Annotated in this window: 27 protein-coding genes and 1 riboswitch; of the genes, 10 read left to right on the top strand and 17 right to left on the bottom strand. The window is 65.6% G+C overall.

Translation table 11 applies throughout. The features are described from left to right. Positions 1 to 142: 142 nt before the first annotated feature. The 3 genes from groL to malQ all read right to left on the bottom strand — a co-directional run bounded on the left by groL (position 143) and on the right by malQ (position 3,952). Positions 143 to 1,795: a chaperonin GroEL gene (gene groL / locus Q8O35_RS06215; RefSeq protein ID WP_305571761.1), complete on the bottom strand. Its 1,653-nt coding sequence runs from the start codon at positions 1,793 to 1,795 to the stop codon at positions 143 to 145. Between the two features lie 107 nt (positions 1,796 to 1,902). Continuing rightward, the gene (gene groES / locus Q8O35_RS06210) at positions 1,903 to 2,193 is read right to left on the bottom strand and encodes a co-chaperone GroES (protein WP_305571759.1); all 291 of its coding nucleotides are present in this window, start codon (positions 2,191 to 2,193) and stop codon (positions 1,903 to 1,905) included. 190 nt (positions 2,194 to 2,383) lie between these two features. Then, positions 2,384 to 3,952: a 4-alpha-glucanotransferase gene (gene malQ / locus Q8O35_RS06205; RefSeq protein WP_305571757.1), complete on the bottom strand. Its 1,569-nt coding sequence runs from the start codon at positions 3,950 to 3,952 to the stop codon at positions 2,384 to 2,386. A gap of 100 nt (positions 3,953 to 4,052) precedes the next feature. On the opposite strand from malQ, the gene Q8O35_RS06200 reads away from it, so the two are divergent. Continuing rightward, positions 4,053 to 4,340: a hypothetical protein gene (locus Q8O35_RS06200; protein WP_305571755.1), complete on the top strand. Its 288-nt coding sequence runs from the start codon at positions 4,053 to 4,055 to the stop codon at positions 4,338 to 4,340. A 51-nt stretch (positions 4,341 to 4,391) separates the two neighbouring features. On the opposite strand, the gene Q8O35_RS06195 is transcribed toward Q8O35_RS06200, so the two are convergent. The 4 genes from Q8O35_RS06195 to Q8O35_RS06180 form a co-directional block, all read right to left on the bottom strand. After that, complete coding sequence (locus tag Q8O35_RS06195) at positions 4,392 to 4,691, bottom strand: isoamylase early set domain-containing protein (RefSeq protein WP_305571753.1); 300 nt, start codon at positions 4,689 to 4,691, stop codon at positions 4,392 to 4,394. 51 nt (positions 4,692 to 4,742) lie between these two features. Further along, positions 4,743 to 6,197 carry a glycogen synthase GlgA gene (gene glgA, locus Q8O35_RS06190; RefSeq protein ID WP_305571804.1) on the bottom strand — a complete coding sequence of 485 codons (1,455 nt, stop codon included), beginning with the start codon at positions 6,195 to 6,197 and terminating at the stop codon, positions 4,743 to 4,745. 68 nt (positions 6,198 to 6,265) lie between these two features. Then, complete coding sequence (locus tag Q8O35_RS06185; protein ID WP_305571751.1) at positions 6,266 to 6,691, bottom strand: NUDIX hydrolase; 426 nt, start codon at positions 6,689 to 6,691, stop codon at positions 6,266 to 6,268. A gap of 687 nt (positions 6,692 to 7,378) precedes the next feature. Beyond that, positions 7,379 to 8,002 (bottom strand): L-threonylcarbamoyladenylate synthase, encoded by a 624-nt coding sequence (locus Q8O35_RS06180; RefSeq protein ID WP_305571749.1) that lies wholly within the window; start codon positions 8,000 to 8,002, stop codon positions 7,379 to 7,381. Between the two features lie 85 nt (positions 8,003 to 8,087). Here Q8O35_RS06180 and Q8O35_RS06175 point away from each other — a divergent pair, with 85 nt between their 5' ends. The 4 genes from Q8O35_RS06175 to Q8O35_RS06160 all read left to right on the top strand — a co-directional run bounded on the left by Q8O35_RS06175 (position 8,088) and on the right by Q8O35_RS06160 (position 12,592). Next, positions 8,088 to 9,746, top strand: coding sequence for a glycosyltransferase (locus tag Q8O35_RS06175; RefSeq protein WP_305571747.1), 1,659 nt, complete (start codon positions 8,088 to 8,090; stop codon positions 9,744 to 9,746). 55 nt (positions 9,747 to 9,801) lie between these two features. Further along, complete coding sequence (locus Q8O35_RS06170) at positions 9,802 to 10,311, top strand: hypothetical protein (RefSeq protein ID WP_305571745.1); 510 nt, start codon at positions 9,802 to 9,804, stop codon at positions 10,309 to 10,311. A 3-nt stretch (positions 10,312 to 10,314) separates the two neighbouring features. Beyond that, the gene (locus Q8O35_RS06165; protein ID WP_305571743.1) at positions 10,315 to 11,010 is read left to right on the top strand and encodes a cyclic nucleotide-binding domain-containing protein; all 696 of its coding nucleotides are present in this window, start codon (positions 10,315 to 10,317) and stop codon (positions 11,008 to 11,010) included. 190 nt (positions 11,011 to 11,200) lie between these two features. Further along, positions 11,201 to 12,592 carry a glycerate kinase gene (locus Q8O35_RS06160; protein ID WP_305571741.1) on the top strand — a complete coding sequence of 464 codons (1,392 nt, stop codon included), beginning with the start codon at positions 11,201 to 11,203 and terminating at the stop codon, positions 12,590 to 12,592. 31 nt (positions 12,593 to 12,623) lie between these two features. Here the strand turns inward: Q8O35_RS06160 and cobI are convergent, their stop codons facing one another. The 8 genes from cobI to Q8O35_RS06120 form a co-directional block, all read right to left on the bottom strand. Beyond that, positions 12,624 to 13,334, bottom strand: coding sequence for a precorrin-2 C(20)-methyltransferase (gene cobI / locus Q8O35_RS06155; RefSeq protein ID WP_305571739.1), 711 nt, complete (start codon positions 13,332 to 13,334; stop codon positions 12,624 to 12,626). Further along, positions 13,331 to 14,326, bottom strand: a complete 996-nt coding sequence (locus tag Q8O35_RS06150; protein WP_305571737.1) for an ABC transporter substrate-binding protein — start codon at positions 14,324 to 14,326, stop codon at positions 13,331 to 13,333. Before Q8O35_RS06150 ends, cobI begins: the two co-directional genes overlap by 4 nt. Further along, positions 14,229 to 15,026: an ABC transporter ATP-binding protein gene (locus Q8O35_RS06145; RefSeq protein ID WP_305571735.1), complete on the bottom strand. Its 798-nt coding sequence runs from the start codon at positions 15,024 to 15,026 to the stop codon at positions 14,229 to 14,231. Before Q8O35_RS06145 ends, Q8O35_RS06150 begins: the two co-directional genes overlap by 98 nt. Continuing rightward, entirely contained in the window at positions 15,023 to 16,144 is a 1,122-nt protein-coding gene (locus Q8O35_RS06140; RefSeq protein WP_305571733.1) for an iron ABC transporter permease, read from the bottom strand. The genes Q8O35_RS06145 and Q8O35_RS06140 overlap by 4 nt, the downstream gene beginning before the upstream one ends. Beyond that, positions 16,144 to 17,040 (bottom strand): sirohydrochlorin cobaltochelatase, encoded by an 897-nt coding sequence (locus Q8O35_RS06135; RefSeq protein WP_305571731.1) that lies wholly within the window; start codon positions 17,038 to 17,040, stop codon positions 16,144 to 16,146. Before Q8O35_RS06135 ends, Q8O35_RS06140 begins: the two co-directional genes overlap by 1 nt. Before the next feature lie 130 nt (positions 17,041 to 17,170). Further along, positions 17,171 to 17,359: riboswitch (cobalamin riboswitch) on the bottom strand. Between the two features lie 33 nt (positions 17,360 to 17,392). Continuing rightward, entirely contained in the window at positions 17,393 to 19,036 is a 1,644-nt protein-coding gene (locus tag Q8O35_RS06130) for a chemotaxis protein CheA (protein ID WP_305571729.1), read from the bottom strand. After that, positions 19,033 to 19,764, bottom strand: a complete 732-nt coding sequence (locus Q8O35_RS06125; protein ID WP_305571727.1) for a histidine kinase — start codon at positions 19,762 to 19,764, stop codon at positions 19,033 to 19,035. Before Q8O35_RS06125 ends, Q8O35_RS06130 begins: the two co-directional genes overlap by 4 nt. Positions 19,765 to 19,781: 17 nt before the next feature. After that, entirely contained in the window at positions 19,782 to 20,177 is a 396-nt protein-coding gene (locus tag Q8O35_RS06120) for a response regulator (RefSeq protein ID WP_305571724.1), read from the bottom strand. Positions 20,178 to 20,312: 135 nt separating this feature from the next. On the opposite strand from Q8O35_RS06120, the gene Q8O35_RS06115 reads away from it, so the two are divergent. Then, complete coding sequence (locus tag Q8O35_RS06115) at positions 20,313 to 20,903, top strand: RNA methyltransferase (protein WP_305571722.1); 591 nt, start codon at positions 20,313 to 20,315, stop codon at positions 20,901 to 20,903. Positions 20,904 to 21,246: 343 nt separating this feature from the next. Here the strand turns inward: Q8O35_RS06115 and Q8O35_RS06110 are convergent, their stop codons facing one another. After that, positions 21,247 to 21,390 carry a hypothetical protein gene (locus Q8O35_RS06110; RefSeq protein ID WP_305571720.1) on the bottom strand — a complete coding sequence of 48 codons (144 nt, stop codon included), beginning with the start codon at positions 21,388 to 21,390 and terminating at the stop codon, positions 21,247 to 21,249. 188 nt (positions 21,391 to 21,578) lie between these two features. Here Q8O35_RS06110 and Q8O35_RS06105 point away from each other — a divergent pair, with 188 nt between their 5' ends. From Q8O35_RS06105 to Q8O35_RS06090, 4 genes are all read left to right on the top strand, one after another. Further along, positions 21,579 to 22,553, top strand: coding sequence for a D-2-hydroxyacid dehydrogenase (locus tag Q8O35_RS06105; RefSeq protein ID WP_305571718.1), 975 nt, complete (start codon positions 21,579 to 21,581; stop codon positions 22,551 to 22,553). A 134-nt stretch (positions 22,554 to 22,687) separates the two neighbouring features. Continuing rightward, positions 22,688 to 23,503 (top strand): substrate-binding domain-containing protein, encoded by an 816-nt coding sequence (locus tag Q8O35_RS06100; RefSeq protein WP_305571716.1) that lies wholly within the window; start codon positions 22,688 to 22,690, stop codon positions 23,501 to 23,503. Between the two features lie 18 nt (positions 23,504 to 23,521). After that, the gene (locus Q8O35_RS06095) at positions 23,522 to 24,235 is read left to right on the top strand and encodes an ABC transporter permease (protein ID WP_305571714.1); all 714 of its coding nucleotides are present in this window, start codon (positions 23,522 to 23,524) and stop codon (positions 24,233 to 24,235) included. After that, positions 24,232 to 24,972, top strand: coding sequence for an energy-coupling factor ABC transporter ATP-binding protein (locus Q8O35_RS06090; RefSeq protein ID WP_305571712.1), 741 nt, complete (start codon positions 24,232 to 24,234; stop codon positions 24,970 to 24,972). The genes Q8O35_RS06095 and Q8O35_RS06090 overlap by 4 nt, the downstream gene beginning before the upstream one ends. On the opposite strand, the gene Q8O35_RS06085 is transcribed toward Q8O35_RS06090, so the two are convergent. Further along, positions 24,946 to 25,443, bottom strand: a complete 498-nt coding sequence (locus Q8O35_RS06085) for a CBS domain-containing protein (RefSeq protein WP_305571710.1) — start codon at positions 25,441 to 25,443, stop codon at positions 24,946 to 24,948. The genes Q8O35_RS06090 and Q8O35_RS06085 overlap by 27 nt on opposite strands. Positions 25,444 to 25,575 lie beyond the last annotated feature (132 nt).

Here is a 25,575-nt window from a genome sequence, read left to right as displayed (position 1 = left end):
GAGATCCGAGGAGCTGGCTCCCGATAATTCTCAGGAGATAGTTAAAGGTAAGCCATTGTTGACGGTGATGTAAAGCGGCAAGAAAAAAGGCCGGAGCCCTTGCGGACTCCGGCCTTGGTGAAGCTGGGATTGTGAGCTTGGGCTAGTACATTCCGCCCATTCCGCCCATGCCGCCCATGCCGCCCATGCCGCCGGGCATGGCCGGAGCGGAGCCCTTGGGCTCGGGCTTGTCGGCGATGGCGCACTCGGTGGTGAGCAGAAGCCCCGCAACGGAGGCGGCGTTCTGCAGGGCGATGCGGGTCACCTTCTTGGGATCGATGACGCCGGCCTTGATCAGGTCCTCGTACACGCCGGTGCCGGCGTTGAAGCCGTAGCCGTCCTTGCCGCCCTTGACCTTCTCGACCACGATGGAGCCTTCGAAGCCCGCGTTGGCGGAGATGCAGCGCAGGGGCACTTCAATGGCGCGGCGGATGATGTCCACACCGGCCTGCTCGTCGTCGTCCACAACCTTGATGCCTTCCAGAGAGTTCTGGCAACGCACCAGGGCCACGCCGCCGCCGGGGACGATGCCCTCTTCGACAGCCGCGCGGGTGGCGTTCAGGGCGTCTTCGACGCGGGCTTTCTTTTCCTTCATCTCGGTCTCGGTAGAGGCGCCCACGTGGATGACGGCGACGCCGCCCACGATCTTGGCCAGGCGCTCCTGGAGCTTCTCCTGGTCGTAGCTGGAGCTGGTTTCGGCGATCTCGGCGCGGATCTGCTTCACGCGGGCGGTGATGTCGGCCTTTTTGCCCTTGCCGTCCACGATGGTGCAGGATTCCTTGTCGATGACGATGCGCTTGGCCTGGCCCAGCTCGTTGACGGTGATGGACTCAAGACGCACGCCCATGTCCTCGGACACGCAGGTGCCGCCGGTCAGGATGGCGATGTCCTGGAGCATGGCCTTGCGGCGGTCGCCGAAGCCGGGAGCCTTGACTGCGACCACGTTCAGGGTGCCGCGCAGCTTGTTCACCACCAGGGTGGCCAGGGCCTCGCCCTCGATGTCCTCGGAGATGATGACGAGCGGCTTGCTCATCTTGGCCACCTGCTCAAGCACGGGCAGCATGTCCTTCATGGAGGAGATCTTCTTCTCGCAGATGAGGATGAGCGGATCGCTCATCTCGCAGGTCATCTTCTCCGGGTTGGTGACGAAGTAGGGGGAGAGGTAGCCGCGGTCGAACTGCATGCCTTCGACGACGTCCAGCGTGGTCTCCAGACCCTTGGCTTCCTCAACGGTGATGACGCCTTCTTTGCCGACCTTGTTCATGGCCTCGGCGATGATGCCGCCGATGGTGGGGTCGTTGTTGGCGGAGATGGTGCCGACCTGGGCGATTTCTTTCTGGTCGCGGGTGGGCTTGGTCATCTTGCCAAGCTCGGCCACAATGGCCTCAACAGCCTTGTCGACGCCGCGCTTGATGGCCATGGGGTTGCGGCCAGCGGCCACGAGCTTCACGCCCTCGGCGAAGATGCCCTGAGCCAGGATGGTGGCGGTGGTGGTGCCGTCGCCAGCCACGTCAGAGGTCTTGGAAGCGACTTCCTTGACCATCTGGGCGCCCATGTTCTCGAACTTGTCCTCAAGCTCGATCTCCTTGGCGACGGTGACGCCGTCCTTGGTGATGAGCGGGGAGCCAAAGCTGCGGTCGATGACCACGTTGCGGCCCTTGGGTCCCAGGGTGACCTTCACGGCATTGGCCAGCTTGTCCACGCCGATCTTCAGCTTCTCACGCGCCTTGGCGTCGAAAATGATTTCTTTGGCCATGTGTCGGACTCCTTGAAATTTATGCCCTGTGGCGTTTTTGTCAGGTGGCGGGCGCTCGCGGAGATGCTCCTTGCGCCCGGTTCAAAGGCAAGTTTTGGCGTCGGCCCTTACTTCTCGACGATGGCGAGGATGTCGTCCTCGCGCAGCACCAGGTGCTCGTCGCCGTCGATCTTGATCTCGGTTCCCGCGTACTTGGTGAAAAGCACCACGTCGCCAGCCTTCACGGCCATCTTGACCAGCTTGCCGGCTTCGTCCAGCTTGCCGGGGCCTGCGGCCACGACTTTGCCCTTCTGGGGCTTCTCTTTGGCGCTGTCGGGGATGATGATTCCGCCGGAGGTCACTTCCTCGGACTCCAGACGCTTCACCAGAACACGGTCATTGAGGGGCTTCAACTTCATCTTGTACGTCCTCCGCAGGTGTTATGTGTGTTTCTTGCAGCGGCCAGCGCGGGTTTTCCGCGTTAGAGCGGCCGCCGCCATTGTACGATGGAAAAGCCCCGCTGGCGAAGGCGGGGCGTTCGTAGCATTGCATACATAAACATGGACGGCCCTGTGTCAACACGGGGCTGGAAAAAAATGCGGGCTAGCTTCAAGGGGCGTCTTGCGCCTCCGGCTCCATTTGCGGAGTTCTGCCGTAAAGCTCGCACTGGCCGCGCAGGTTCTCGGCCAGGGCGTGGCCGCCGCCGCACAGGCACAGGGCGTTCTCGGGCGCACGCCAGCCCCAGTTGCCTTCGGACAGGCCCGGAGTGTTCATGCGCGCGCCTGCGCCCAGGTCCAGCAGGTCCTGCGCCGTGAGCACGGCGTCCTTGGCCGGGCTTGAGAGCGCCACGCGGATGAGTTCGCGCACGATGGTGTCTTCCGTCATTCTGCGGCCCAGGTAGCGGGACAGCGCCCGACGCGCCGGGGGCGTGGCCTCGGCCTCGAACCAGCCGCGCGTGGTGTTGTTGTCGTGGGTGCCGGTGTAGACCACGCAGTTCATCTCGTGGTTGTGCGGCGAGTCCGGGCTGGCTGGCGTGTGCGGCCCAAAGGCGAACTGCAGGATCTTCATGCCCGGCAAGCCGAAGCGCTCCTTCAAGGCCACCACGTCCTCGGTGATGATGCCCAGGTCCTCGGCGATGATGGGCAGCGAGCCATGGGCGGCTTTGACCGCCTCAAGCAGCTTTTCTCCCGGCGCGGGCGCCCAGCGGCCCTTTACGGCGGTCTCTTCTGCTGCCTCGATTTCCCAGTAGGCGCAGAAGCCCCGGAAATGATCCAGGCGCACGAGGTCGAAGAGCCCGAAATTGTGCCGCAGGCGGCGAATCCACCACTGGAAGCCGTCTTGCTCCGCAGCCTCCCAGTCGAACACAGGGTTGCCCCAGTGCTGGCCGGTCTTGCTGAAGTAGTCGGGCGGCACCCCGGCCACGAAGAGCGGCTGGCCCGCCTCGTCCAGCTTGAACAAGCTGCGGTTGGCCCAAACCTCCGCCGAGTCGTGGGTGACGTAGATGGGAACGTCGCCCACCAGTTCGATGTCGAGCTTGGAAAGCTCCCACCTGAGCCGCCCCCACTGGCGGAAGAACAGCCACTGGCAGAACTGATGGTAGGTGATTTCGCGGTGGAGCCGGGCGCCGTACTCGCGCAGGGCCTCCTCGCGCCGGTCGCGGATTTCCTTCGGCCACGCGGTCCAGGCCGCGCCGCCAAGGCTCTCCTTCACGGCCATGAACAGGGCGTAGTCCGGCAGCCAGGCGGCGTTGTGCCCCCGGAAGGTGGCGAAGGACGCGTCGTTCTCCAGGGTGCCTCCGCCGTTTATCGGCATAAGGCGGTCGAAAATTTGTCTCAGCAGGGCCGCGCGCGCGCGCTCCACTGCGGGGAAGTCCACGCGGTCGCTCCAGGGCACGGCCAGGCGGTCCAGTTCCCGGCGCGGCAGCAGGTTGTCCTCGCACAGCCCCTCCGGGCTGATGCACAGGGTGTTGCCTGCGAAGGCGGAAAAGCTGGAGTAGGGCGAGTTGCCAAGGCTGGACGCCGTGGGGTTCAGGGGCAGCATTTGCCAGCGGCTTTGCCCCGCCAGGGTCAGGAATTCGGCGAAGCGCAGGGCCTCCGGCCCCAGATCGCCGATGCCGAAACGCGAGGGCAGGGAGGTGAGGTGGAGAAGTACGCCGCTGGTGCGTCTATGCGGGGGCATGGGGCCTCCTGTGAGCTGTCAAGGGTTGGCCGGAGGAGATCACTCTATACGTCTTTGCGCCGCGGCGGAAGGGTGTAGCGGCGCAGGTTCCCACCAGGAAATGGCACGCAAGGCGCATCACAGGGCTCCGGCGGCGCTTGATGCGGCTGGCGGCGCTCTGCCCGAGCTGGATTACGAGGACTTGGCGCTCACGGCTGCGGGCATGCGCCTGGTGCGCAGGGCGGCCCTGGACCTGTTGCGGCGCTTCGGCGCGGTGGACGAGGGCGAGGTGACCTTGGCGCTGGCCCTTGGGCTGTTCCTGCTTCACGTGTTTTGGGAGGAGCGCAGCGGGGGGCATCCTGTGTGCGGGCTTCCCGGGCCAGAGCTTCTACCTGCCCATTCCTCGTGACTGGTGGGGCCTCAAGGTCCGTGCCGGTCCGCGCAGTGGGCCGATCGTTCTCTACAGCAGCACCACGGAGTTGTCGGCGTCTGCGAAGGTGTTGAACACGTAGCAGTCGGCCTCGGTGTCGTTGAGCCACACGCCTTCGCCGGTGATATAGCGGTACTGGTAGCTTGCACCAGCGGGGAGTTCGAGGCTCAAGGAGAAGGCCCCCTTGGACTTGCGCATGGGCGCTGGCGCCCAGGCGTTGAATTCTCCGGCCAGGAACAGCTTGCTGGCGTTGCCCGCGAATTCCTCCGGCAGGGAAAATCCCACCTTGCACATGGCCTTGTCGCTCGAATACTTCTTGGTCAGCGGCATGTCATCCCCCTTGATGGTTCCCCTGCCCAGGGCGGCGCGTGACAAGGTTCCCTAGACCTGGGCTCCCAGGGAACGGTACAGCTCGATATACTTCGCGGCGGAGTGCTCCCAGCTGAAGTCCTGGGCCATGGCCCGTTCCACCATGCCCTTCCAGTAGGGCTTGTTGTCGCGCCACAGGTCAAGGGCCTGGCATATGGTTGCGTGGAACTCCTCGGCGGTGGCGTTCTGGAAGGTGAAGCCCGTGGCGCGTGGATCCGGGTAGGGCACGATGGTGTCGCGCAGGCCGCCCACCGCCGTGGCCACTGGCGGCGTTCCGAACCGCAGGGCGTACATCTGCGTCAGCCCGCAGGGCTCGTAGCGCGAGGGCATGAGGAAAATGTCCGACCCGGCCTGGATGCGGTGGGCCAGATCCTCGGAGTAGCCTACGATGACGCGCAGGCGGTCCTGGTGAACTTCGGCCAGCTCCTGCAGCCGGGCCTCGTGCTCAAGCTTGCCCTCGCCCAGCACGATGAGCCCCACCTCCTGCTCCATGAGCTTCGGTATGATGTCGATGAGCATGTCCACGCCCTTCTGCCCGCGGAAACGGCCGATGAAGCTGAGCACCGGCTTGTCCTCCAGCTGGTCGGGCAGGTGCATTTCCTTCAAGAGGGCGTTCTTGCAGTCCTGCTTGCCGTCGGCGCAGCCCGCCCGGTAGATGCAGGGCAGGTACTTGTCGTCGCGGGGGTCCCACACGGTGTAGTCGGCCCCGTTCAGGATGCCGCGCAGCACGCCGCGCCTGCGGCCCAGCATGCCCTCCAGCCCGCAGCCGAACTGGGGTGTGAGGATTTCCTCGGCGTACGATGGGCTCACCGTGGTGACGGAATCGGCGTAGGCGATGCCGGTCTTGAGCAGGTTGAAGTCGCCGTAGAATTCGGCCCCGTCCATGTTCCAGGCCTCTGCCGGCAGGCCCGATTCAAAGAAAAGACGCGAGGCGAAGCGGCCCTGGAAGGCCAGGTTGTGGATGGTGAGCACGGTCTTCGTGTCGCGCCAGAAGGGGTCGTTGCGTCGCCAGAAGTGCAGGTAGGCGGGCACAAGCGCGCTTTGCCAATCGTGGGCGTGAATGACCGCCGGGGCCCAGTCGAGGCGTCTTGCCCATTCGAGGGTGGCGCGGCAGAAGAAGTTGAAGCGTTCGCAGTTGTCGAAATAGTCGCCCGAATGAGTATTGTAGAGGTTCCTGCGGTCGAAGTATTCGCCGCGGCCCACGAAGTACACTGGCATGCCGTAATAGTCGGCCTGATAGATCTCCGCCGTGATGGGCGCCCAGGGGTAGCCCACGGGGCAGCGCTCGGTGAGCAGGCGCAGGCCGAACTCCGAGGTGTTGAAGCGGCCATATAGCGGCGTCACCACAGCGGTGTTCACGCCCATGCGGAAAAGAGTCAGGGGCAGCGCGCCCAGAACGTCGGCAAGGCCGCCGGTCTTGGAGAAGGGGTACATCTCCGAGGTCATGAACAGGACGAGCGGCTTGATGCCCATGCTATCCCTCGAAACAACCGGCCGGATTGCTCCGGCTCGGGTCAGTTCTGACATGCCTCGCCCTAGGGGCGCAGGCGCGAAAGCCCGGCCTGAAAGTCCTGAACGATGCGCCCGTGGTCGAAGGCCAGGGGGGGCAGGTCGTTCAGGGCGAAGAAAACGGCCTGGGCCGCGTCGTCCCCGGCCTGGACCCGCAGCGGGTCCAGGGCCTGGGCGGTGTAGACAACACTTATGGTGTGGCCGCGCGGGTCGCGGGCCGGGTCGGAGTACACGCCGAGCAGTCCGGTGAGCACCACGTCAAGCCCGGTTTCCTCTTTGGCCTCGCGCTGGGCCGCAGCCTCGCAGGTCTCACCGTAGTCCACGAAGCCGCCCGGCAAGGCCCAGCCCAGGGGAGGATTCCTGCGCTCCACCAGCACTATTCCGCGCACCGGATCGAAGATCAGGACATCCACGGTAGGAGCGGGGTTGCGGTGCTGATCGGGGCCGGACATTGGTTTACCTTTACTGATAACTAGTGTTTTTTTGCTGTCGCTTGTGATGGAGCATTTCCTGGATAGGCGATTTTACTCGTAGTTACAAGAACAATCGTGTGACATGCTGGTGAGTTCTTGAAAACGTGTGTGCAGGATCCGCAACATGTGTGGCGGGAGCGCCTAGCGTGAAGGGGCTGGTATAAGTCTTTGGACTGACGCAATGCGCAATGCGCGCCGGTCACGGACGGCATATTCGGGCTTGTCGTGCGGCATAACGCAAAATATGCGCGCGGAAACGTGCAGGCAGGAGAACCGTACTCGTGGAAAAGATGAGGCAATGCGGTGTGTTGTCTGTGGAAGTGAAGGATGCGTGGCGGGGGGGGAATCTCTGACCCCCCAAAACGAAATCAGCTTCCGTGGGACCACCCCAGGGAAGCCGACTTCAGCAAAAGAAGGAAGGATAAACAGAGTAGAGCAAGAGCCGGGCCAAACAAGTCCGGCCCGTAAAAATAAAAAATAAACCTTGTTTATTCAGCGTGTTGGATCGTCTAATTTTTTTTGCTGGCTGCTGCCGAGAGCGTTTTTTTGGGGAAAACGGTTTAAGGTTTTATACTTGGAGGGCTGGTTCACGTGGTTTCGCGGGTTTTGTGGTTCAGGATTTTTAACGGCCCGGCGCAGGGGCGGGGTTTGGGCGCTGCGCTGGGCTCAAGAAATTATGCGGAACACCTGGGAGAGGGCGTCGGCGCTCACCGCGCCTTGGCGCAGGATGTTGATGCGGTCCTGGCCCAGCAGGCGAACCAAAGTGGAGGGCGCCCCCCCGGCAGGCCAGGGTGGCGTCAGCACCGAGGCGTCGGCCCCGGCCAAAAGCGCGGGGTCAAGTTCCGCCGGATGGGCTGTGGCGGGCTGGCCGCTGCGGTTGGCGCTGGTTGCCACAAGGGCCGGACCGGCGCGCAGGCACAGCTCCCGGGCCGTTGGGTGCGGGGTGATGCGCACGGAAGAGAAGCCTTCGTCGTCGCGCACGAGGCGGGGCAGGTGGTCCTTGGTGCGCACCAGCACAGACAGCGGTCCGGGCCAGAAGCGATCGGCCAGGAGCAGCAGGTCTGACGGCATCTCTTGGGCTATGGCCGCAAGGCCGTCCATGTCGCCCAGCACCAGCGGAAAGGGCTTGGTCTCGGGCCGCCCCTTGAGGGCGGCGATGCGCGCGCAGGCCTCGGACCGGTGTGCCGCGCAGCCCAGGGCGTACAACGTCTCCGTGGGATAGAGCACCACGCCTCCCTGGTTGAGCGCAGCCTCGACGGCGTCCAGCCCTCTGTCCAAATCCCTGTTCATGAAGCTCCTTGCGCTGCTTTTCATCCGCTGGCACATGCACTACACTGCGTACTGATTTTCCCGTTCCAACAACAAGCGAGGCTTCATGTTCCGCCCCATCGGCTTTCCGACATTGACCATAGCGCCCCCGGCCCTGGCTGACAAGCTGCGTCCGGTTCTGCCCCAGTGGGTCATGGGGTTGGAGGAGCCCGGCCTGGCCCGCTACCTGACGCTTGCGGCCCTCGGCTCCGGCGATGCGGATCTGGTGGCCTGTGGAGCAGGCCTGGGGTTATGGTCCTGGCAGCGCGCCCCCTTTGACCGGCAGCGCGTAGAGATTCTTGCCCAGGCGCTGCCGGGGGTTCCGGCTGGAGTCTTCGCCGCAGAGCTTCTGGCGCGCATGCAAGGGGGGCCAGACACGGATGATATGTCGGCCCTCACCGCCTCGGGCGATATGGGCCAGATTTTGCGCGTGCTTTTGCCGCGCCTGCGCGACGCCGCAACAGGCCTGGCCTGGCTGGCCCCGGCCTGGGAAGGCCTCTTGCGCCTGGGCTCGGCAGATCTGCTCCTGGCGGCCCTGGACGCCTGCGTTTTGCCCGCCGGGCTTGCGCCCCTGCGCGCGCGCCTGGTTGCGGAGACGAAATTTTTGTACGCTCCCGCTGAGGACGCCCTGTCCGCCCTGGACGCCCTCGACGCCGCAGACCCGTCCGCACTCTTTGGGGCCTGGTCCGCCTACCTGCGCGCGGAACTGCTGCTGCGCCTGGGGCAGGTCCAGTCCGGACGAGAGGGATTGGCAGCGTTATTCGCCCAACTGCCCTGGCACACGCATCTGGGGCTCAAGCTCCACGATCTCGCTGGTCCGCAGCCCTTGGCCACGCAGGAAGACACCGCCCGGGCCGTGATTCTCGTCTACTCCTGGAACAAGGCCGACCTCACCCGGCAGACGCTGGAGAGCCTGGCCCGCACGGACTATGGGCAGGCGCGGGTCCTTGTGCTGGACAACGGCAGCTCCGACTGCACTGGCGAGGTCATGGCGGCCTGCGCGGATCTGTTTCCGCAGGGGGCCCTGCGGGTCATCCGCCTGCCGGTGAACGTGGGCGCGCCCGCCGCGCGCAACTGGCTCATCAGCCAGCCCGAGGCGCAGGGAGCGGAGTTCGCCGTATTTCTCGACGACGACGTGCTGCTGCCCGAGCGCTGGCTGCGCCGCCTGCTGGGCGAAGCCCTGGCGCATCCAGAGGCCGGGGCGACGGGATGCCGCATTGTTTCCGCCACGCCGCCGCCCTGCCTGCAATCCGCCGACTATCAGCTCTTTGCGCCCTCAGGCCGGGCCGGAACCATCCGCGACCTGCCGGAGCATGTGAACGTGTTCGACAACTGCGCCGGGGCGCTGGATTTCGGGCTCTTTACCTACGCGCGGCCTGCGGCGCACGTGTCCGGCTGCTGCCACGCCCTGCGAGTGGATGTCCTGCGCGAGCTGGGCGGGTTCGACATCCGCTTCAGCCCCACGCAGTTCGACGACCTGGACCGCGACCTGCGCAGCGCTGCGGCGGGCCGCCCGGCCAGGTATGCGGGCGATGTGGGCGTGGCCCATGTGCAGCACTCCAGTCTGGCCAGGGCCAAAGGCCCGGCGGCCATGGGCCAGGTCTTCGGCAACAAGATCAAACTGGAGGGGAAGCACCGGCGGGAGGACATGGACGCCGTGTTTCGCGCGGGCTTGGGAGCCCTGTGGGATGACCTGGGGCGCAAGTGGCGCGCCCTTTCCTGTTGAACCCCGGCGCGAAGGTATTATTTGCATCCTGCGAGGTTTGTGGTAAATCTAAGCTATGAATAAAGGGAAGAGCCTTACTGCTGCACTCTGCGCCGTGGCCCTGGCCGCAACGACGCTTTTTTGGGGCTGCGCCCAGGCGCCCATGAGCGCCGCGCACCTGAAGCGAGACCCCTGGTCCCTTGAGGAGCCGCGCTCCCTGGTGACCAACTTCATGCGCTTCGATTACCAGGTGGTGCCCGTGGGCGACGTGGCCGGCATCAAGGGCTGGGCCTACCTTGACACCAGGAAGCTTCCAGAATGGGCCAAGTGGGCGGAGTCCCTCAAGTTCACCGCCTATCTTTGCGACCCCGAGGGCCGCGTCATGGCCCAGGACACCCGCACCTTCCTCCCGCGCGAGGCGCGGGCCGACGAGGGCATCGGCTTCGAGTTCTCCCTGCAGCCGGAGGAGTGGGGCAAGCGCCCGCTGTTCATCGCCTTCGGGTATCGCCTGGTGCTCACCGAGGGACGCGAAGCCCAGGGCGGCAAGGCACCCTTTTTCGCCAGCGAAGACGCCACAACGAGGTGATGCATGCCCCTGCCAGGAAGCCGAGACAGCTCCGTTGTCATGAAGCGCGTGAGCCAGGGCTCGTTCCTGCAGCGCACCGTGCTCAAGCATAACGTCATTTTCACCGAGGGCAGCAAGGGCGAGGAGGCCTACATCCTTGTGGAAGGCAAGGTGGAGATCTCCGGCAACGTGGATGGCCGCAAGAAGGTCTTCGCCGTGCTCCAGCCCGTGTCCATCTTCGGCGAAATGTCCCTGTTCCTGGAGAACCATGGCCGCACCGCAACGGCCATCGCCCTTGAGGACTCCAAAGTTGTCGTGCTGAACGGCGACGACCTGGAGGGCTACATCGCTTCCGCGCCGCCCACCATTCAGGCCATCCTGAACGTCATGGTCACGCGCCTCAAGAACACCACCAAGAAGGCCCTGCGCGCGCCCAACGTGCCCATGGGCATCGTGCGCATCCTCGACCTCTTCGAGACCAACGGCAAGACGGAGATCCTCTACGACTCCGCAGTGCGCAACCTGTCCGACATCTTCGTGTGCAGCGCCAGCACCATCGAAGGCTACCTGCAGGGCCTGGTCACGCAGGGGCACCTCAGCATCGACGTGAGCGGGGCCAGCGGACCTGCCGCCACTGGAAGGCGCGTCATCCACATCCAGACCCCGCACCTGCTCCAGGCCGTCATGCTGTGCGGCAAGACGGAAAAGAGCGAGGATTAGGAACGCCGCTCCTGAGCAAAGGGCTAAAAATGATTTTTCTGCGCACAGGGGGGCCGGGTTCGAACATGCTCGAACCCGGCTGTTTCGTTTGGGGCGCGGCTCAGGCGGCCTGCGCGCCGGGCGAGAGCAGGGGCTTGAGTCCGCCGGGCAAAACGCCTAGCCTAGAATCCAGTCCAACCCCGGAGGCCTTATGCACAACGAACCCCAGTTCCAGACCCTGAAGCGCATCTTCGAGGCCGCCCTTGTGCGCATCGATCCCTACGGCATGCTCAAGGACCGCATGCGGCTCAAGGGCTCGGTGCTGGAGATCGAGCTGGAGCAGGAGCGCCACGAAGAGGATCTTTCGCGTTTTTCGCGCATTCTGGTGCTGGGCTGCGGAAAGGCTTCCGCGCGCATGGCCAAGGCCGTGGAGGAGATCCTGGCCGACCGCCTGCCCGCTGGCGTGACATTTGAGGGGTTGGTGTGCACCAAGTACGGCCACACCGAGGAACTCCGGCACGTCGAACAGGCCGAGGCCGCGCACCCGGTGCCGGATGAGGCCGGTGTGCAGGCGGCCCGGCGCATTGCCGAGCTTGCGCGCGGCGCGGACGAGAACACCTTGGTCATCAACCTCATCTCCGGCGGGGGATCGGCCCTGCTGCCCTCGCCCATGACTTATCTGGACGGCGGGCGCGAGGTGGTGCTCACCCTGGAGCACAAGCAGGCCGTCACCCGCGCGCTCCTCGCCTGCGGGGCGGACATCCGCGAGATCAACTGCGTGCGCAAGCACCTGTCCGAGCTCAAGGGCGGGCGGTTCCTGCGGCTTCTTGCACCGGCAACCAGCATTTCACTCATTCTTTCCGACGTGGTGGGCGACCGGCTGGACACCATCGCCTCGGGCATCACCAGCGCGGACGAAAGCACCTACGCCGAGGCTCTCGGCATCGTGCGCGGCTACGGCATAGAGGCAGGCGTTCCGCAGGAGGTGCTGCGGGCCCTTGAGCTTGGCGCTGCGGGCGACATCGACGAGACGCCAAAAACCGGCGACGCGGCGCTCTCCCGCGCCACGAACCTGCTCATCGGCACCAACCACGCGGCGCTCCTGGCCGCCTGCGAACAGGCCCGCGAACTTGGCTACAACGTGGCGCCCCTCACCTGCCTGCTGACCGGGGAGGCGCGGGAGGTGGCGCGGTTTTTGTCCGGCATCGGCCAGGACGTGCGGCGCACGGGCATGCTTGTGGCGCGCCCGGCCTGCGTGATTCTGGGCGGGGAGACCGTGGTGACGCTGACGGGCGAGGGCAAGGGTGGCCGCAACCAGGAAATGGCCCTGGCCTTTTTGGCCGAGATGGAGCGCGACCCTGAGGGCGGGCGCGGCATCGCGTTCTTGTCCGCCTCCACGGACGGCACGGACGGCCCCACTGACGCCGCCGGGGCCTATGCCTCGCCGGGCATGCTGGCCCGCGCGCGGGAGGGGGGGCTGTCCACGGCAGAGGCCTTGCGCGCCAACGACTCGTACCATTTTTTCGAGGCCATCGGCGGGCTGTACAAGACCGGGCCAACGCGCACCAACGTGTGCGACCTGCACATGCTGCTGGTGGAATAGACGCTACGCGCCAATACGCGCGAGTGAGGCGCTAACGCTCTTTGCGCACCAGGATCAGCGAGAAGTAGCTGGGTTTATCCGGCGCCTGGTCCAGGCTTTGGATGACCTCCTGGCCCTCGTGCCCCAGGCGGGTGACGAACACGCTGGCGTCGGTGAGGCCCAGGTTCGCCAACACCTTCTTGATCACCGGCATGTTCTTGTAGGCCTTGAGGATAACTGCGCACTGCGCGCCGGAAAGCACGCGCGTCAGCTCTTCCTCGTCCGCCACGCCCGACACCACGGCCAGGCTTTCGCCGCTCTCCACCAGCACCCGGCCCGTATGCGCCGCCGCGGCCTGATAGCTCGTGATGCCCGGAATCACCTGCACCGGAATCTCGGCCAGCAGGCCGTTCAGGGTGCGCAGCAGGTAGCCGAAGGTGCTGTAAGTCAGTGGGTCGCCCAGGGTCAGGAAGGCGGCGCTTTTGCCCTGGCGCAGGATGCCCGAAACCGTGTCGGCGTTGGCGCGCCAGGCCTTGTCCAGCACGGCCTGATCGCGGGTCATGGGGAAGTCCAGGCGCACCACCGCCGCGCCTTCGCGCAGGTGGGGGCTGGCGATGGACAGGGCCAGGGAGGCCTCGTTTTTGGTGGAGGCCGCAGCCAGCACCACGTCCACCTTCTGAAGCGTCTTCACGGCCTTGAGCGTGATGAGGTCCGGGTCGCCAGGGCCGACGCCTATGCCGTACAGTGTTCCAAAACGGGTCATTTCCTGTCCTTTTTTGCGCCCTTGGCGGGTGCTGATTGCTTCTGCGAAATCTCCGGGTGCAGCAGCCCGGCCAGTTCCTCGGCAGCGCCGACGCTTTGCGGGCCGGGGCGGGAGTACCTGCGCTCGTCCACGAACCAGGTCTTGCCGTTGGCGGCGGCGGGGATGGTCCTCAGGCGCGGGCGCTTGGAAAGGGGCAGGGGCGCCGGGTTCATGGGGCCGCGCTGGATGAGGTACGCCTCGGGCGCTAGACGCACGATCTCCTCCTCGCTCAGGCGCGCGAACTTGACGCGCTCCTCCACGCAGTTGACGCCCCCGGCGCGGCGGATGATCTCGGCCACCAGCCCCGTGCGTCCGGCGCCCAGCATGTTGGGCGAGCGCACCTCGTAAAAGACGCGTGGCCGCTGCTGCGTGGCTGCGACTTTTGCATCCAGCGTTGCCAGCCGGGCCTCCATGCCGCGCACCATGTCATCGGCCTGGGCTTCGGACCCGGTGAGCACGCCCACCCGGCGGATGACGCTGAACAGCTCCGCAAAGCTGGCGGCGCGGAACACGGCCACGCGCAGGCCGCGCTTCCTCAGCGCGTCCACGGGCAGGGATGCCTCCTTGCGGCCCGCCATCTGGAGCACCAGGTCAGGCTTCTGGGCCAGCACGGCCTCAATGTTGGGCCGCATGTGCGTGCCGATGACCGGAAGAGTGGCTATGCGCGTCGGGATCGTGTCCGCGTTGGTGCGCGCAACGATGACGTCGGCTTTGCCCAGGCCGTCCAGAATCTCGTTGAACGCCCCGTATAGCGCGATGACGCGGACCGCCGGGCGGTCCAGGACGATCTCCTGGCCCGCGTCGTCCACCACGCGGATGGGCACGCGGGCGGGCGCGCGCACCTCGGCCTGTGCGTTAGCGCAGCAAAGAAGCGTGAGCGTGAGCGCCAGGCACCAGATGCGCCTGGGGCGCGCCGGTGACAGGGTGCGGAGCCACGCGAAGGTCCGTGTCATAGATGTCCTTGAGGTTCGCTTCCGTGAAAACGTCACTGGTGGGGCCGTCGAGCACGATGCGCCCGGCCTTGAGGAACACCAGCCGCGGGCAATACAGCGCGGCCAGGTTCAGGTCGTGGGCGGCGGCGAACACCGTGCTGCCGGCCTTGTGCTGCCTCGCCAGCAGGTCAAAGGCCTCCACGCGCCGGGCCAGGTCCAGGGCCGAGGTGGCCTCGTCGAGCAAGAGCGCCCGGCGGCCCTGGCACAGGGCGCGGGCCAGCAGCACGCGCTGGAACTCCCCGCCGGATAGCTCGGCAGCTTGCCGTTCGGCCAGGTCCAGACAATGGGCATCGGCCAGGGCGGCCTGCGCGGCATCGTCGTCCTGCGGGCCATAGCCGCCCAGAAATCCCGTGTGGGCGTAGCGGCCCATGCGCACCAGCTCTTGCACGCTGTAGCCTGCCGGGGCCGCAGCGCCCTGGGGCACGCAGGACACCAGCAGGGCTCGCTCGCGGGCGGAAAGGCCGGAAATGTCGCGGCCCGCAAGCTCCACGCCGCCGCTCAATGGAGGCAGCAGTCCGGCCAGGGCCAGGAGCAGGGTGGTCTTGCCCGAGCCGTTGGGCCCCAGCAGGGCCGCAAATTCACCTGCCGCCAGATGCAGGTCCACCCCGCGCAGCACCTCGTGGCCGCCGTAGCCGCAATGAAGATTCCGCGCCCGGATCATGCTTCGCCTCTGTTCTTCAGGCCCTTGCGCGCCAGAATCAGGCAAAAGAAGGGCCCGCCGATGAGCGCGGTCACAACGCCAACGGGCAGCTCGGCCCCGCCGGGCAGCACGCTGCGCGCGGCCACATCGGACCAGATGAGCAGAAGCGCGCCCAGAAGCGCCGAGGCTGGCAGAAGCCTGCGGTGCCCCGCGCCCAGCACAAGGCGCACCAGATGCGGCACCACAAGCCCCACAAAGCCGATGACGCCGGAGACCGCCACAGCCGCGCCGGAAAGCAGGCTGGCGGCCAAAAGCAGCCACAGGCGGGAGCGCCCGGCCTCCAGGCCCAGCATGCGCGCCTGGGTTTCGCCCAGGGCCAGCACGTCCAGCTCCCGCGCGCGCCAGAAGACGATGGCCGCGCCCACGAGCATGTACGGCCAGGCCAGCTCCGCGTGCTCGAAGCCCCGGCCCTGGAAGCTGCCCATGATCCAGAACACGATGCTGGCCACGGATTCTTCGTCCAGGCTTTTCAACAGCGAGATGAGGGCGGAAAGGAAGGTGGACACCACGATGCCCGCCAGGACCACGGTTTCGCGCCGCAGGCCGGAGAGCGGCCCGCCGCCCGCGCGTGAAAGGCCAAGCACCAACGCCAGGGCTGTCAGCGCCCCGACAAGGGCGCAGGCGGGCAGGGCGCGGGCGTCGCCGGAAAGGGCGGCCTCCCCGGCCATGCCGCTGATGATGGCCACCGAGGCTCCGAAGGCCGCGCCGCCGGAAACGCCCAGGGTGAAGGAGTCGGCCAGGGGGTTTCTGAGCACGCCCTGGAAGGCCGCGCCCGCAATGGCGAGGGATGCTCCGGTGAGTCCGGCCAGCAGCACGCGGGCCAGGCGGATGTCCACGATGACCACGGAGAGGCTCGGGTCCACGGCTTCGCCCGCCGCGAAGCCCGCAGCCTGCAGCAGCGCGCGCAGGGACTCGCCCACCGTGGACGGGTAGCTGCCCACGGCGCAGGCCAGCACCACGGTCAGCAAAAGCGAGACCAGCAGGGCGGAAGCCAGGGCGCAGGCGCGAAGCCAGGCAGGGCAAACATCCCGCCGCTTTTCGCACTCTTTCGCGCCTGGTATTCCGCCCTGCTGCATCATTACTGGTCCAGAGCCTTTACGGCGTCCTTGAGATGGTCGATCCACAGGCGGGACACGGCCGGGCGGCTGCCCAGGCCCGTAAGGTCGGCCTTGGGGATGAAGCCCGCTGCCTTGAGCTTGCTGGCCCACGAATCGGCTTCCGGGCCGGCCATGTCGTTCCGGGCATGGTCGCCCGCAACGCTCATGAGCGGTGTCAGGTGCACGGTGCGCGCGCCCAAGCGCATGAGGTCCGGGATGATCTCGTCGAGGCCGGGGGTGTCTTCCACCGTGGCGATGAACACGCTCTTGTCCTGCTTCCACAATGCCAGTTGGAGCGCTGCGTAGGCGGCGTTGGCCGGGTGCTCGGTGCCGTGGCCCATGAGCACCACAGCCTCGCCCTTGCCGCGCTTGGGCAGGGAGGCGAGGATGGCTGCTGCTGCGGCCTTGATGTCGTGCGGGGTGGAGAGCAGCGGCAGGCCCATGGTGATCTTCCCGATGCCCTTGGGCATGCCTTCCATGGCTCTGGCTGTGGATACGATGTCGTGGAACTCTTTGCCGGGGATGGCATGCAGGGATTGCACGGCCACCTCGGTGAAGCCCTCGGCGGCCATGTCGGCCAGGGCTTGGGCCGGGGCGCGTTTCGCTATGCCCTCGCCAGCGATTTTGTCGCGGATGATCTTGGATGAGTAAGCCATTCGCACAGGCACGCCGGGAAAGGCGGCCTCGGCCTGCTGCTTCAAGGAGTCGATGGCGGTGACGGCCTCGGGCACGCTGGTGCCGAAGGCCACCAGCAGGATGCCGCGCTTGGGCGCGGGGGATTGTTTGCCTTCGCCTGCCAGACAGGGCTGGGCCAGGGTCAGCGCCAGTGCGGCGAGGAGCATGGCGCGCAACAGCGCGGAGAAAGCGGATGAACGCATGAAGACCTCCAAAATGGAGGGCGGTGCGGGGGAATAAAAAAACCCTTCCCGCATGCGTACGCGGAAAGGGAGTTCCGTATTCGTCCCCTTACAAGTCCCGTCGGACAATAAGCCCTCGTTGCCGACGAGAAGCCATGACACTCAATCCGGCAGGTCTTCCGACTTGCCCCATCGGCCCCGGCCTTCCCAGGAGAGTACTCCCAGTGGCGCGCTAGGGGGCCGACCGTTTGCGGGGCTCACGGCGGCGGGTCCGCTCCCGAATTCCACGGGATTCCCTCTTCACCCCGAAAAACGGGGCACCGGACGAATGTGCTCGATAGTATGGGGGGCAGGGGGTGTCAAGCCTGGGGCGTCATCCCTGGGCGGGCGCGGAGACCTCGGCCAGGAGCTTCTCGATGTCCAGCACCAGGGCGTCGCTTTCGCCCATCATGCCGAAACCCAGGATGGGCAGGGTGTAAATGTCCTGCACGGGCACGGTGAAGCCCGTCACCACCACCTGCTGCTGGCGCAGCACCTCGTCCACAAGCAGGGCGGCGGATACTTCGCCCATGCGCACGGTGATGATGAGTCCCTTTTCGATGCCGGCGCAGGTTTCGCCCAGTTGCAGATGGCGGCACAGGCGCAACAGGTGGAAGATCTGGCCGCGCACGCTCACGGTCTCGCTGCCGTCGGGCAGGGCCACCAGGTCCTCGGCGTGTGGCGCGAAGATTTCAAGCACGTCTCGGGAGGGCACGATGAGCAGTTCCGGCCCCACGCGGCACACCAGGGCGTCCACGATGCCCTCGTTCACCGAGCGCGACAGCGGAATGGACAGGGTGAAGCGCGAGCCCGCGCCGGGCAGGTTCTCGATGGTGATGTCGCCGCCGAGCTGCATGCGCACGGCGTTGGCCACCGCGTCCATGCCCACGCCCCGGCCCGACACGTCCGTGACTTTCTCTGCGGTGCTGAAGCCAGAGGCCAGGATGAACTGGATGATCTCCTGCTCGGTGAGCTCCTGGTCCGGCTGCACCAGGCCGCGCTCGCGGGCCTTGTCGAGAATTCTCGCGGCGTTGAGCCCCCGGCCATCGTCGGAGACTTCGACATAGGCCGTGTCGCCCTTGCGGAAGGCGTTCAGGAGCACTGTGCCGGTCTCGTCCTTGCCCTTTTCCGTGCGCTCGTCGGGCAGCTCCAGGCCGTGGTCCAGGGCGTTGCGCAGCAGGTGCACCAGGGGTTCGTTCAGGCTCTCCACAATGGTTTTGTCCAGGGCCAGCTCGTCGCCGGTGATGGTGAAGCGCACCTTTTTGCCCATCTTTTGGGAAAGGCTCTGCACCAGGCGGTTCATGGGCAGGAAGATCTGCTTCAGGGGCACCAGGCGGATGGCGTCCACCTGAGTTTGCAGGCCGGTTATCACCGTGTCCAGCTCCGACAGGGTGGAGGCCGAGAGAGTGGCGCCGCGCGTGCCGCTTTGGGACAGCACGGCAAAGGTCACCATGAGCTTGCCCACCAGCTCGATGAGGCTGTCGAGCCGCTCTGTTGGCACGCGGATGCTGGTGATGCCCTGCTTGCTGGCGGCCAGCACTTGATTGGCCTGGGCCTCCGCCACATCGGGGTGGGCGGCGTCGGCACGGGCTGCGCCGGGGTGGGCGGCGTCAGGGGGCAGCGCGCCCGTCGCCGGAACATCCGAACATGCCTGGGCTGTCGCTGGGGCTGGCATCTCCAGTTGCGGCGGGGCTGCTGCGGCGCGGGGCTGGTCGAGCCCGCCGGCCAGGGCGTAGAGAAATTTCTTGTGCGCCTCGCACAGGCGCAGCAGGGCGGTGATGATGCCCTCGTTCACCGGGGTGATGCCGTCGGCCAGCATGTCCAAAAGCGAAATGACCTGGGCCGAGGCCAGCTTCAGGTGGGTGAGGCCCAGGGCCTCCAGCACCGGGGTCACCTCGTTGCTGGTGGGGCGGCCTTCCTCCAGCTTGAGGACGCTCTCCTCCAGGGGGGCGATGCACTGGCGGATGTGATCCTTCATTTGGCCTCTTCGCCGGGGCTGGCTGCCTCGGGCTCCAGGGCGAACACGGCGTCGAACTCCCAGGCGTAGAAGGTTTCGCGGGCCGCGCCGGAGAGCCCGCGCACGCGGAGGGTCCACATGCCCGCCAGACCCGCCAGATCCTCCCAAATTGAGGAACCGCAGCTTCGCACGGCAGAGAGGTCCAGGGTCACCGGTTCCGTTTGCGGCAGGGACAGAATCGCTCCCACCAGCTGGTCGGCCTGGGCCTTGAGGTGCATGCGCGCGCAGGTGAGCCGGAGCACCGGTCCGGCTGGACCCTGCTCCTGCAGCAGGCAGTTGGCCGAGCTGGCGCCGCCGCTTTTTTGCGCGCCTCCGGAGGCCGCCTCAAGCACCTGGCAAACGGCGTCTATCTCGCCCTGGTCCGGCGCGCCCTGGTCGCGGATCTGCTCGATGACGGCGAAGACGGAGTTCACGCCGTAAGCGGCCAGGGAAATGTTGTCTGCGCTGTGGGGCAGGGTCACGGCCTGGAGCTTCTTGAGGAAGCTCTCCACCTTGTGGGTCAGGTGGCTGGCGGCTTCAAAGCCGGGCATGAACCCGGTGACGCCCTTGATGGTGTGCAGGGGCCTGGCCAGGATCTCGATGCCGGAGGCCACCTCGCCCGCGCCGATTTTTTCCAAGCCTTCGAGGACTTGGGGATAGTATTTGTCGCCTACTTCAGCGAAAAATTCTTCGGACAGGGCGTCGCTCAAATGGTGACCTCGCGGCGTTAGGCCGTGATGAATCCGAGTTTCTTGAGTTCTTCGAAAAGCTTGTCCTTGCGCACGGGCTTCACGATGTAGCCGGAGGCCTCACCATCGTGAAAGGAGCGGATGACGGTCTTGGGATCGTCCAGGGCCGTGGTCATGAGGGCCTTGGCCCGGATGCGGCCAGGGTGTTGTTGTTCAATGGCGCGGATCTGCTTCAGGGCCTCAAGCCCGTCCATCTCCGGCATCATGATGTCCATGAGCAGAAGATCGTAGGGGCGTCCCTCCTTGTGCGCGAGTTTGAAGGCCTCCACGGCCTCAAGCCCGTTGACCACGACATCGACCTCGAACAGGGTGTTCAGGAAGACGGAGAGCACTTTGCGGCCCAAAAATTCATCTTCGGCGACCAGCGCGCGCATACAGAAACCTCCGAAGCGGAAAATCCGCATGGTGTAGCAGCTTATCCGCAGAAGCAGTTAAAATGTCAACAGCAGACCCGCGAGTCGAAGATCCCGCACTTGCGCGGCGGCCCGCATGGGGGTAGAAGCCCGCCCATGCGAGGATTCATCACACCCGAGCGCCTGGAGCGCATCAAAACCGTTCTGGCCCACCGGCAGAAGGACGTCACGCTGGTCATGGACAACATCTGGGACCCGCACAACGTCTCTGCGATATTACGCAGTTGCGACGCCTTCGGCCTGCACCGCGTGCATCTTTACTACACCACGGAGAAGTGGCCGGACCTGGGCAAGAAGTCTTCGGCCTCGGCTAAGAAATGGGTGGAGCGGGTGCGCCACGACAACGCGGTCGAGATGCTGGAAGGCTTCAAGGCCAGCGGAGTGCAGGTCATTCGCACCGGGTTTTCGGATACGGCCAAGCCGCTTTTCGACTTCGACTTCACCCGGCCCACGGCGGTGATCCTGTCCAACGAGCACCGTGGCGCCACCCCGGAGCTTGTGGAAGGCGTTGACGAGGAGCTGTACATCCCCATGCAGGGCATGGTGCAGAGCCTGAACGTCTCTGTGGCCGCCGCAGTGATCCTTTACGAAATGTTCTCCCAGCGCAGGCGCGCGGGGCTTCTGGATTCCCCGGCCTTTACGCCGGAGGAGATGGAGCGCCTGACCCTGGAGTGGAGCGACCGCTAGCCTGTTCCCCACACGATGCGGGGTTTGCACTCAAGAACCCGCAAGGGGCTGTGGGTTTGCGAAACAAGAACGGCCCTGGAAGCGCTTCCAGGGCCGTTCTTGTTTCGCGTCCGGCGCGCTGTGTTTTGGCCACTGGGGGCAGGGCTAGGAGCGCTGACGAAAAGGGGCAAGGCACGGCCAGGATGAGCCAGGGGACGCGGAAAGGAATCGTTGCGGAGATATTTTTTCTAGGTCGCTTCTGGTGTTGAAACAAGAAAAGCCATCCGGGTCGCACTCGGCGACCCGGACAGCCGGTTCTTTTTGTGATGGGCCGGGGGGCATCCCGGCGTGGGCGAAATTCGGCCTAGTGGTGGCCTTCTTTCTTGCCCTGCTGGATGCGGATGAAGGCCACGGTGATGATCCAGGCCAGGTAGATGAAGATAAGGGAGACGCCAACGGTTCCCTGGGCGCTGCTGTGGGCCATATCTTTCAAGAGTTCGCCGAACATGGTCGTTCCTCCAAAATTTATTTTCCGGCGCATTTCGCCGGGGCGGGTCTATTTCACCGGAACGCCGGGAAATGTCAAGGGGGGTTGGCGCAGTAGCTTGCCGGGACAGTCTGTGGACATGTCCCCTCTTGCCAGCAAGTCGGCCCAGACGATACCGTGCGCCTGCATCAAAAAATTCGGAGGACTGCATGAGCAAAAAGCCCCGCATCGTCGCATTAGACGCCTTCACCATGGGCCAGGACATTTCCTGGGAACTCATAGCCGAGCAGGGCGAGCTGGTGCTTTACGACCGCACCGATCCCGGCGAGCTGCCGGAGCGCGCAAAGGGCGCGCAGGTGCTGCTCACCAACAAGACCGAGTTGCTGGCCGAGGATCTGGACCTCTTGCCGGACCTAAAATGCATCTGCGTTCTGGCCACCGGCTACAACGTGGTGGACGTCAAGGCCGCCGCAGCCCGTGGGATTCCCGTGTGCAACGCGCCGGGCTATTCTCCGCCCGCCGTGGCCCAGCACGTCATGGCCGTGACTCTGGAGCTCTTCGGCAAGGCCTGCCGCCACGCGCGCGCCGTGGCCGAGGGCCGCTGGCCCGCCCAGCCGGACTTCTGCTTCTGGGACGCGCCCATTGTGGAGCTGGCTGGCAAGACCTTCGGGGTGGTCGGCTTCGGGGCCATCGGCCAGCGCGTGGCCGCGTTGGCCCACGCCTTTGGCATGAACGTTTTGGCCCACGCGCCGCGTCCCAAGGAGCTGCCGCCCTACGGGCCTTTCGCCTTCGCCAGCCTGAACGACCTGTTCGAGGACTCTGACGTGGTGAGCCTGCACTGCCCGCTCACGCCCGAGAACGAGAACATGGTCGACGCGCGGCTGCTTGCGCGCATGAAGCCTACGGCCTTTCTGGTGAACACCGCGCGCGGGCAGCTGGTGGACGAGGCCGCCCTGGCCGAAGCCCTTGAGTCCGGCAAGCTCGCCGGCGCGGCTCTGGACGTTTTGAGCCGGGAGCCCATCCGCCCGTACAATCCCCTGCGCTCCGCACCCAATTGCCTCATCACCCCGCACGTGGCCTGGGCCAGCGTGGAAGCCCGCAGACGGCTTCTCGGCATCACCGCCAGGAACCTGCGGGCGTTTTTGGAAGGCAGCCCGCAGAACGTGGTCAATGGCGTGGAGTAGGCGCCGGCAACGGCTGCGGTGCCAAAAGCGGATTGTCCCGGCGGGTCTTTACAGCGGCGTTGGTCTTATGTCATTTGTGGCATGAATCAATGATGACATATGCCACTTCTGACCCCCAATCTGGAGGAATGCACATGCGTAAACTTACTGTCACCCTGACCCTGCTGGCCCTGCTGGCCTTTACCGGCAGCGCGCTGGCCGCCGAGACCATCCTGGTGGGCACCACCACCAGCACCGCGGACACCGGCCTGCTCGACTACTTGGCCCCGAAAGTGTTGAAGGACGCTGGCCTTGAGATGCGTTGGACCGCCGTAGGCACGGGCAAGGCCCTGGAGCACGGCAAGAATTGCGACGTGGACGTGCTCATGGTCCATGCTCCCGGCGCGGAAAAGAAATTTATCGATGACGGGCACGGCATTCTGCGCAAGGAATTCATGTACAACGACTTTATCATCGTCGGCCCTGCCAAGGACGCCGCCAAGATCAAGGGCAAGGGCGCGGGCGATGCGCTCAAGGCCATTGCCGAGACCAAGGCGTCCTTCGCCAGCCGCGGCGACGACTCCGGCACGCACAAGCTGGAGCTTGGCTTGTGGAAGGCCGCCGGCCTGTCCCCGGACAAGGAATCCTGGTACATCCAGGTGGGCCAGGGCATGTTGACCACCCTGGGCATGGCCGCCGAGCGCGGAGCCTACACCATCACCGACCGCGGCACCTGGATCGCCTATGAGGCCAAGCACCATGGCAAGTCCGGCCTGGTGGTCCTGTCCGAGGGCGACCTGACCCTGCGCAACCAGTACAGCATCATCCTGCTTTCGCCCAAGTGCGCAAAGATCAAGCACGATGCGGCCAAGAAACTCATGGGCTGGTTCCTTTCCCCGGTGGGCCAGAAGGCCATTGCGGACTTCAAGGTGCAAGGCAGGCAGCTCTTCACACCCAATGCAGCCAAATAACAAGGAAACGTAAAGCAGGTGGACTATTTCAGCGAGGGCCTGACCAAGGCCGTGGCGCTTTTGCTGGCCCTGGACCCCGAGACCTTCTCGGCGGTCTGGGCCACGGCCAGCGTCACGGCCTTGGCCCTGGCCGCAAGCCTTGTTTTGGGATTGCCCCTGGGGTTCGCCCTGGGGCACTTCCGCTTTCCTGGCCGCCGCGTGGCGCGGCTTTTTGTGGATTGGATGCTCTCCCTGCCCACCGTGGTCATCGGGCTCATGGTTTACGCCCTGTTCACTTCGCGCGGTCCGCTGGGCGAGTGGGGGCTTCTGTTCTCCCTGCCGGGCATGGCCATCGGCCTCACCCTCCTGGGTCTGCCCATCATCATCGCCATGACCGCCACGGCGGTGGAGTCCACCGACGTGCGCCTGACCCAGACCGTGCTTTCCCTCGGCGCGGACCGCATGCAGTTGCTCTTCGCCACCCTCTCCGAGGCGCGCTTCGCCATGGCCCTTGCCGCCGCCTCGGCCTTTGGGCGCATCGTCAGCGAGGTGGGCATCGCCATGATGGTGGGCGGCAACATCAAGTGGCAGACGCGCACCATCACCACGGCCATTGCCCTGGAGACCGGCAAGGGCGAGTTCGCCAGCGGCATCGCTCTGGGCATTGTGCTCATGCTGGTGGCGCTTGTGGTGAATCTCGTGGTGGGGCTGCTGCGCTCGCGCGCGGCTGCGGATTACCGGGGGTGCGCATGAACGGGCCGTTGTACCGGCTGAAGGACATCGAAGTCGCTTATGGTGCAGGCGAGGCCGTGCTGCGCGTTTCTGAGCTTGAGATCGCGCGCGGCGGCATTCTGGGCCTAGCGGGGCACAATGGCAGTGGCAAAAGCACCCTGCTGAAACTTTTGGGTTTTTTGCTGGCGCAGCGCTCGGGCAGCTTGGAGTTCGATGGCGTCCTGGTGGACGCCTGCGCGCATGGCGGCGTGCACTTGCTGCGCCGCAAGGCCGTGCTGCTGGGGCAAGACACCTGCCTGCTCTCACGCTCGGTTGCGGCCAACGTGGCCTATGGCCTCAAGCTGCGCGGGCTGCCAGCGTCCAGGGAGGCCATTGCCAACGCCTTGGCCCTGGTGGGGCTCGACGCAGGCGAATACGCGGGCCGCTCCTGGCGGCAGCTTTCCGGCGGCGAGGCCCGGCGCGTGGCCCTGGCCGCGCGGCTGATATTGAAGCCAGCAGCGCTGCTGCTTGACGAACCCACAGCCGGACTGGACCGCGCCAGCACGGAGTTCGTGAAGGCCGCCGTCATGGCCGCGCGCGCGGCCTATGGCACGACGCTGGTCCTCTCCAGCCACGACTTGGGCTGGCTGGATTCCTGCGCGGATGCGGTGTTGACCCTGGACGAGGGCCGCATCATCAGCGGAATTGAGCAGGGGGGGTCCGGAACTGCGCGTCCCGGACCCGGAAGTGATTTAGAAGGCGGCCACCATGTCCGCTGAAAGCTCGCGGTACAGGTCGGCCACCAGGATGACGCCCAGGACCTTGCCATTTTCCTGAACCACGGCCCAGCCGCGCTTGCGGCGCAAAAACAGCTCCAGCACCACGGGCAGGGGGTCGTTGGGCTTCAGCGTCGGCACGTCCGGGTCCATGTGGCCGGCAAGGGACGTATGGGTGCATACGGCGCTGGCCCGCGCAAAAGTCTTGTCGAAATCGCTTTCCTTGACCACCTTGAGGTCTGGGTCGCGCAGGACGCATTCATCGAGTGCGGTCAACACTGTCCACACGGAAACCACGCCCTTGAGCACGCCCTCCTTGCTGCCGGTTTTGCCCATGACCAGGACGATGTTGTTTTCCGGCGTTTTCTTCTGGCTCTCGCGCAGGGCGCGCACGGCCTCGGCCAGACTGGCGGATTCGTCCACCGTGGCAAACTCATCGCGCATCAAATCCCAGGCCCTTTTCCGAAACAGCATGCGGCACTCCTCTGAGGATTGTAGCCCGCCCACAAGGGGATGAACGCCGGGCGGTTGCACTCACCATAGCCCGGTCTGGCCGGGCTAGGCAAGCGGCCAGGCGCGCATGAGTGAACCATGGGCCAAGGTTGC

Source organism: Humidesulfovibrio sp. (assembly GCF_030689645.1).
Classification (GTDB): Bacteria; Desulfobacterota; Desulfovibrionia; order Desulfovibrionales; family Desulfovibrionaceae; genus Humidesulfovibrio.
This window is presented reverse-complemented; position numbering and strand designations above follow the sequence as displayed.

What these genes read in the sequence shown, in the direction of transcription:
- groES (WP_305571759.1), bottom strand. Translation starts at nt 2,193, where the DNA reads ATGAAGTTGAAGCCCCTCAATGACCGTGTTCTGGTGAAGCGTCTGGAG.
- Q8O35_RS06200 (WP_305571755.1), top strand. Translation starts at nt 4,053, where the DNA reads ATGGCACGCAAGGCGCATCACAGGGCTCCGGCGGCGCTTGATGCGGCT.
- Q8O35_RS06195 (WP_305571753.1), bottom strand. Translation starts at nt 4,691, where the DNA reads ATGCCGCTGACCAAGAAGTATTCGAGCGACAAGGCCATGTGCAAGGTG.
- Q8O35_RS06140 (WP_305571733.1), bottom strand. Translation starts at nt 16,144, where the DNA reads ATGATGCAGCAGGGCGGAATACCAGGCGCGAAAGAGTGCGAAAAGCGG.
- Q8O35_RS06170 (WP_305571745.1), top strand. Translation starts at nt 9,802, where the DNA reads ATGAATAAAGGGAAGAGCCTTACTGCTGCACTCTGCGCCGTGGCCCTG.
- Q8O35_RS06135 (WP_305571731.1), bottom strand. Translation starts at nt 17,040, where the DNA reads ATGCGTTCATCCGCTTTCTCCGCGCTGTTGCGCGCCATGCTCCTCGCC.
- Q8O35_RS06185 (WP_305571751.1), bottom strand. Translation starts at nt 6,691, where the DNA reads ATGTCCGGCCCCGATCAGCACCGCAACCCCGCTCCTACCGTGGATGTC.
- Q8O35_RS06085 (WP_305571710.1), bottom strand. Translation starts at nt 25,443, where the DNA reads ATGCTGTTTCGGAAAAGGGCCTGGGATTTGATGCGCGATGAGTTTGCC.
- Q8O35_RS06160 (WP_305571741.1), top strand. Translation starts at nt 11,201, where the DNA reads ATGCACAACGAACCCCAGTTCCAGACCCTGAAGCGCATCTTCGAGGCC.
- Q8O35_RS06115 (WP_305571722.1), top strand. Translation starts at nt 20,313, where the DNA reads ATGCGAGGATTCATCACACCCGAGCGCCTGGAGCGCATCAAAACCGTT.
- cobI (WP_305571739.1), bottom strand. Translation starts at nt 13,334, where the DNA reads ATGACCCGTTTTGGAACACTGTACGGCATAGGCGTCGGCCCTGGCGAC.
- malQ (WP_305571757.1), bottom strand. Translation starts at nt 3,952, where the DNA reads ATGCCCCCGCATAGACGCACCAGCGGCGTACTTCTCCACCTCACCTCC.
- Q8O35_RS06145 (WP_305571735.1), bottom strand. Translation starts at nt 15,026, where the DNA reads ATGATCCGGGCGCGGAATCTTCATTGCGGCTACGGCGGCCACGAGGTG.
- Q8O35_RS06090 (WP_305571712.1), top strand. Translation starts at nt 24,232, where the DNA reads ATGAACGGGCCGTTGTACCGGCTGAAGGACATCGAAGTCGCTTATGGT.
- Q8O35_RS06120 (WP_305571724.1), bottom strand. Translation starts at nt 20,177, where the DNA reads ATGCGCGCGCTGGTCGCCGAAGATGAATTTTTGGGCCGCAAAGTGCTC.
- Q8O35_RS06165 (WP_305571743.1), top strand. Translation starts at nt 10,315, where the DNA reads ATGCCCCTGCCAGGAAGCCGAGACAGCTCCGTTGTCATGAAGCGCGTG.
- Q8O35_RS06175 (WP_305571747.1), top strand. Translation starts at nt 8,088, where the DNA reads ATGTTCCGCCCCATCGGCTTTCCGACATTGACCATAGCGCCCCCGGCC.
- Q8O35_RS06105 (WP_305571718.1), top strand. Translation starts at nt 21,579, where the DNA reads ATGAGCAAAAAGCCCCGCATCGTCGCATTAGACGCCTTCACCATGGGC.
- Q8O35_RS06110 (WP_305571720.1), bottom strand. Translation starts at nt 21,390, where the DNA reads ATGTTCGGCGAACTCTTGAAAGATATGGCCCACAGCAGCGCCCAGGGA.
- Q8O35_RS06100 (WP_305571716.1), top strand. Translation starts at nt 22,688, where the DNA reads ATGCGTAAACTTACTGTCACCCTGACCCTGCTGGCCCTGCTGGCCTTT.
- Q8O35_RS06130 (WP_305571729.1), bottom strand. Translation starts at nt 19,036, where the DNA reads ATGAAGGATCACATCCGCCAGTGCATCGCCCCCCTGGAGGAGAGCGTC.
- groL (WP_305571761.1), bottom strand. Translation starts at nt 1,795, where the DNA reads ATGGCCAAAGAAATCATTTTCGACGCCAAGGCGCGTGAGAAGCTGAAG.
- Q8O35_RS06150 (WP_305571737.1), bottom strand. Translation starts at nt 14,326, where the DNA reads ATGACACGGACCTTCGCGTGGCTCCGCACCCTGTCACCGGCGCGCCCC.
- Q8O35_RS06180 (WP_305571749.1), bottom strand. Translation starts at nt 8,002, where the DNA reads ATGAACAGGGATTTGGACAGAGGGCTGGACGCCGTCGAGGCTGCGCTC.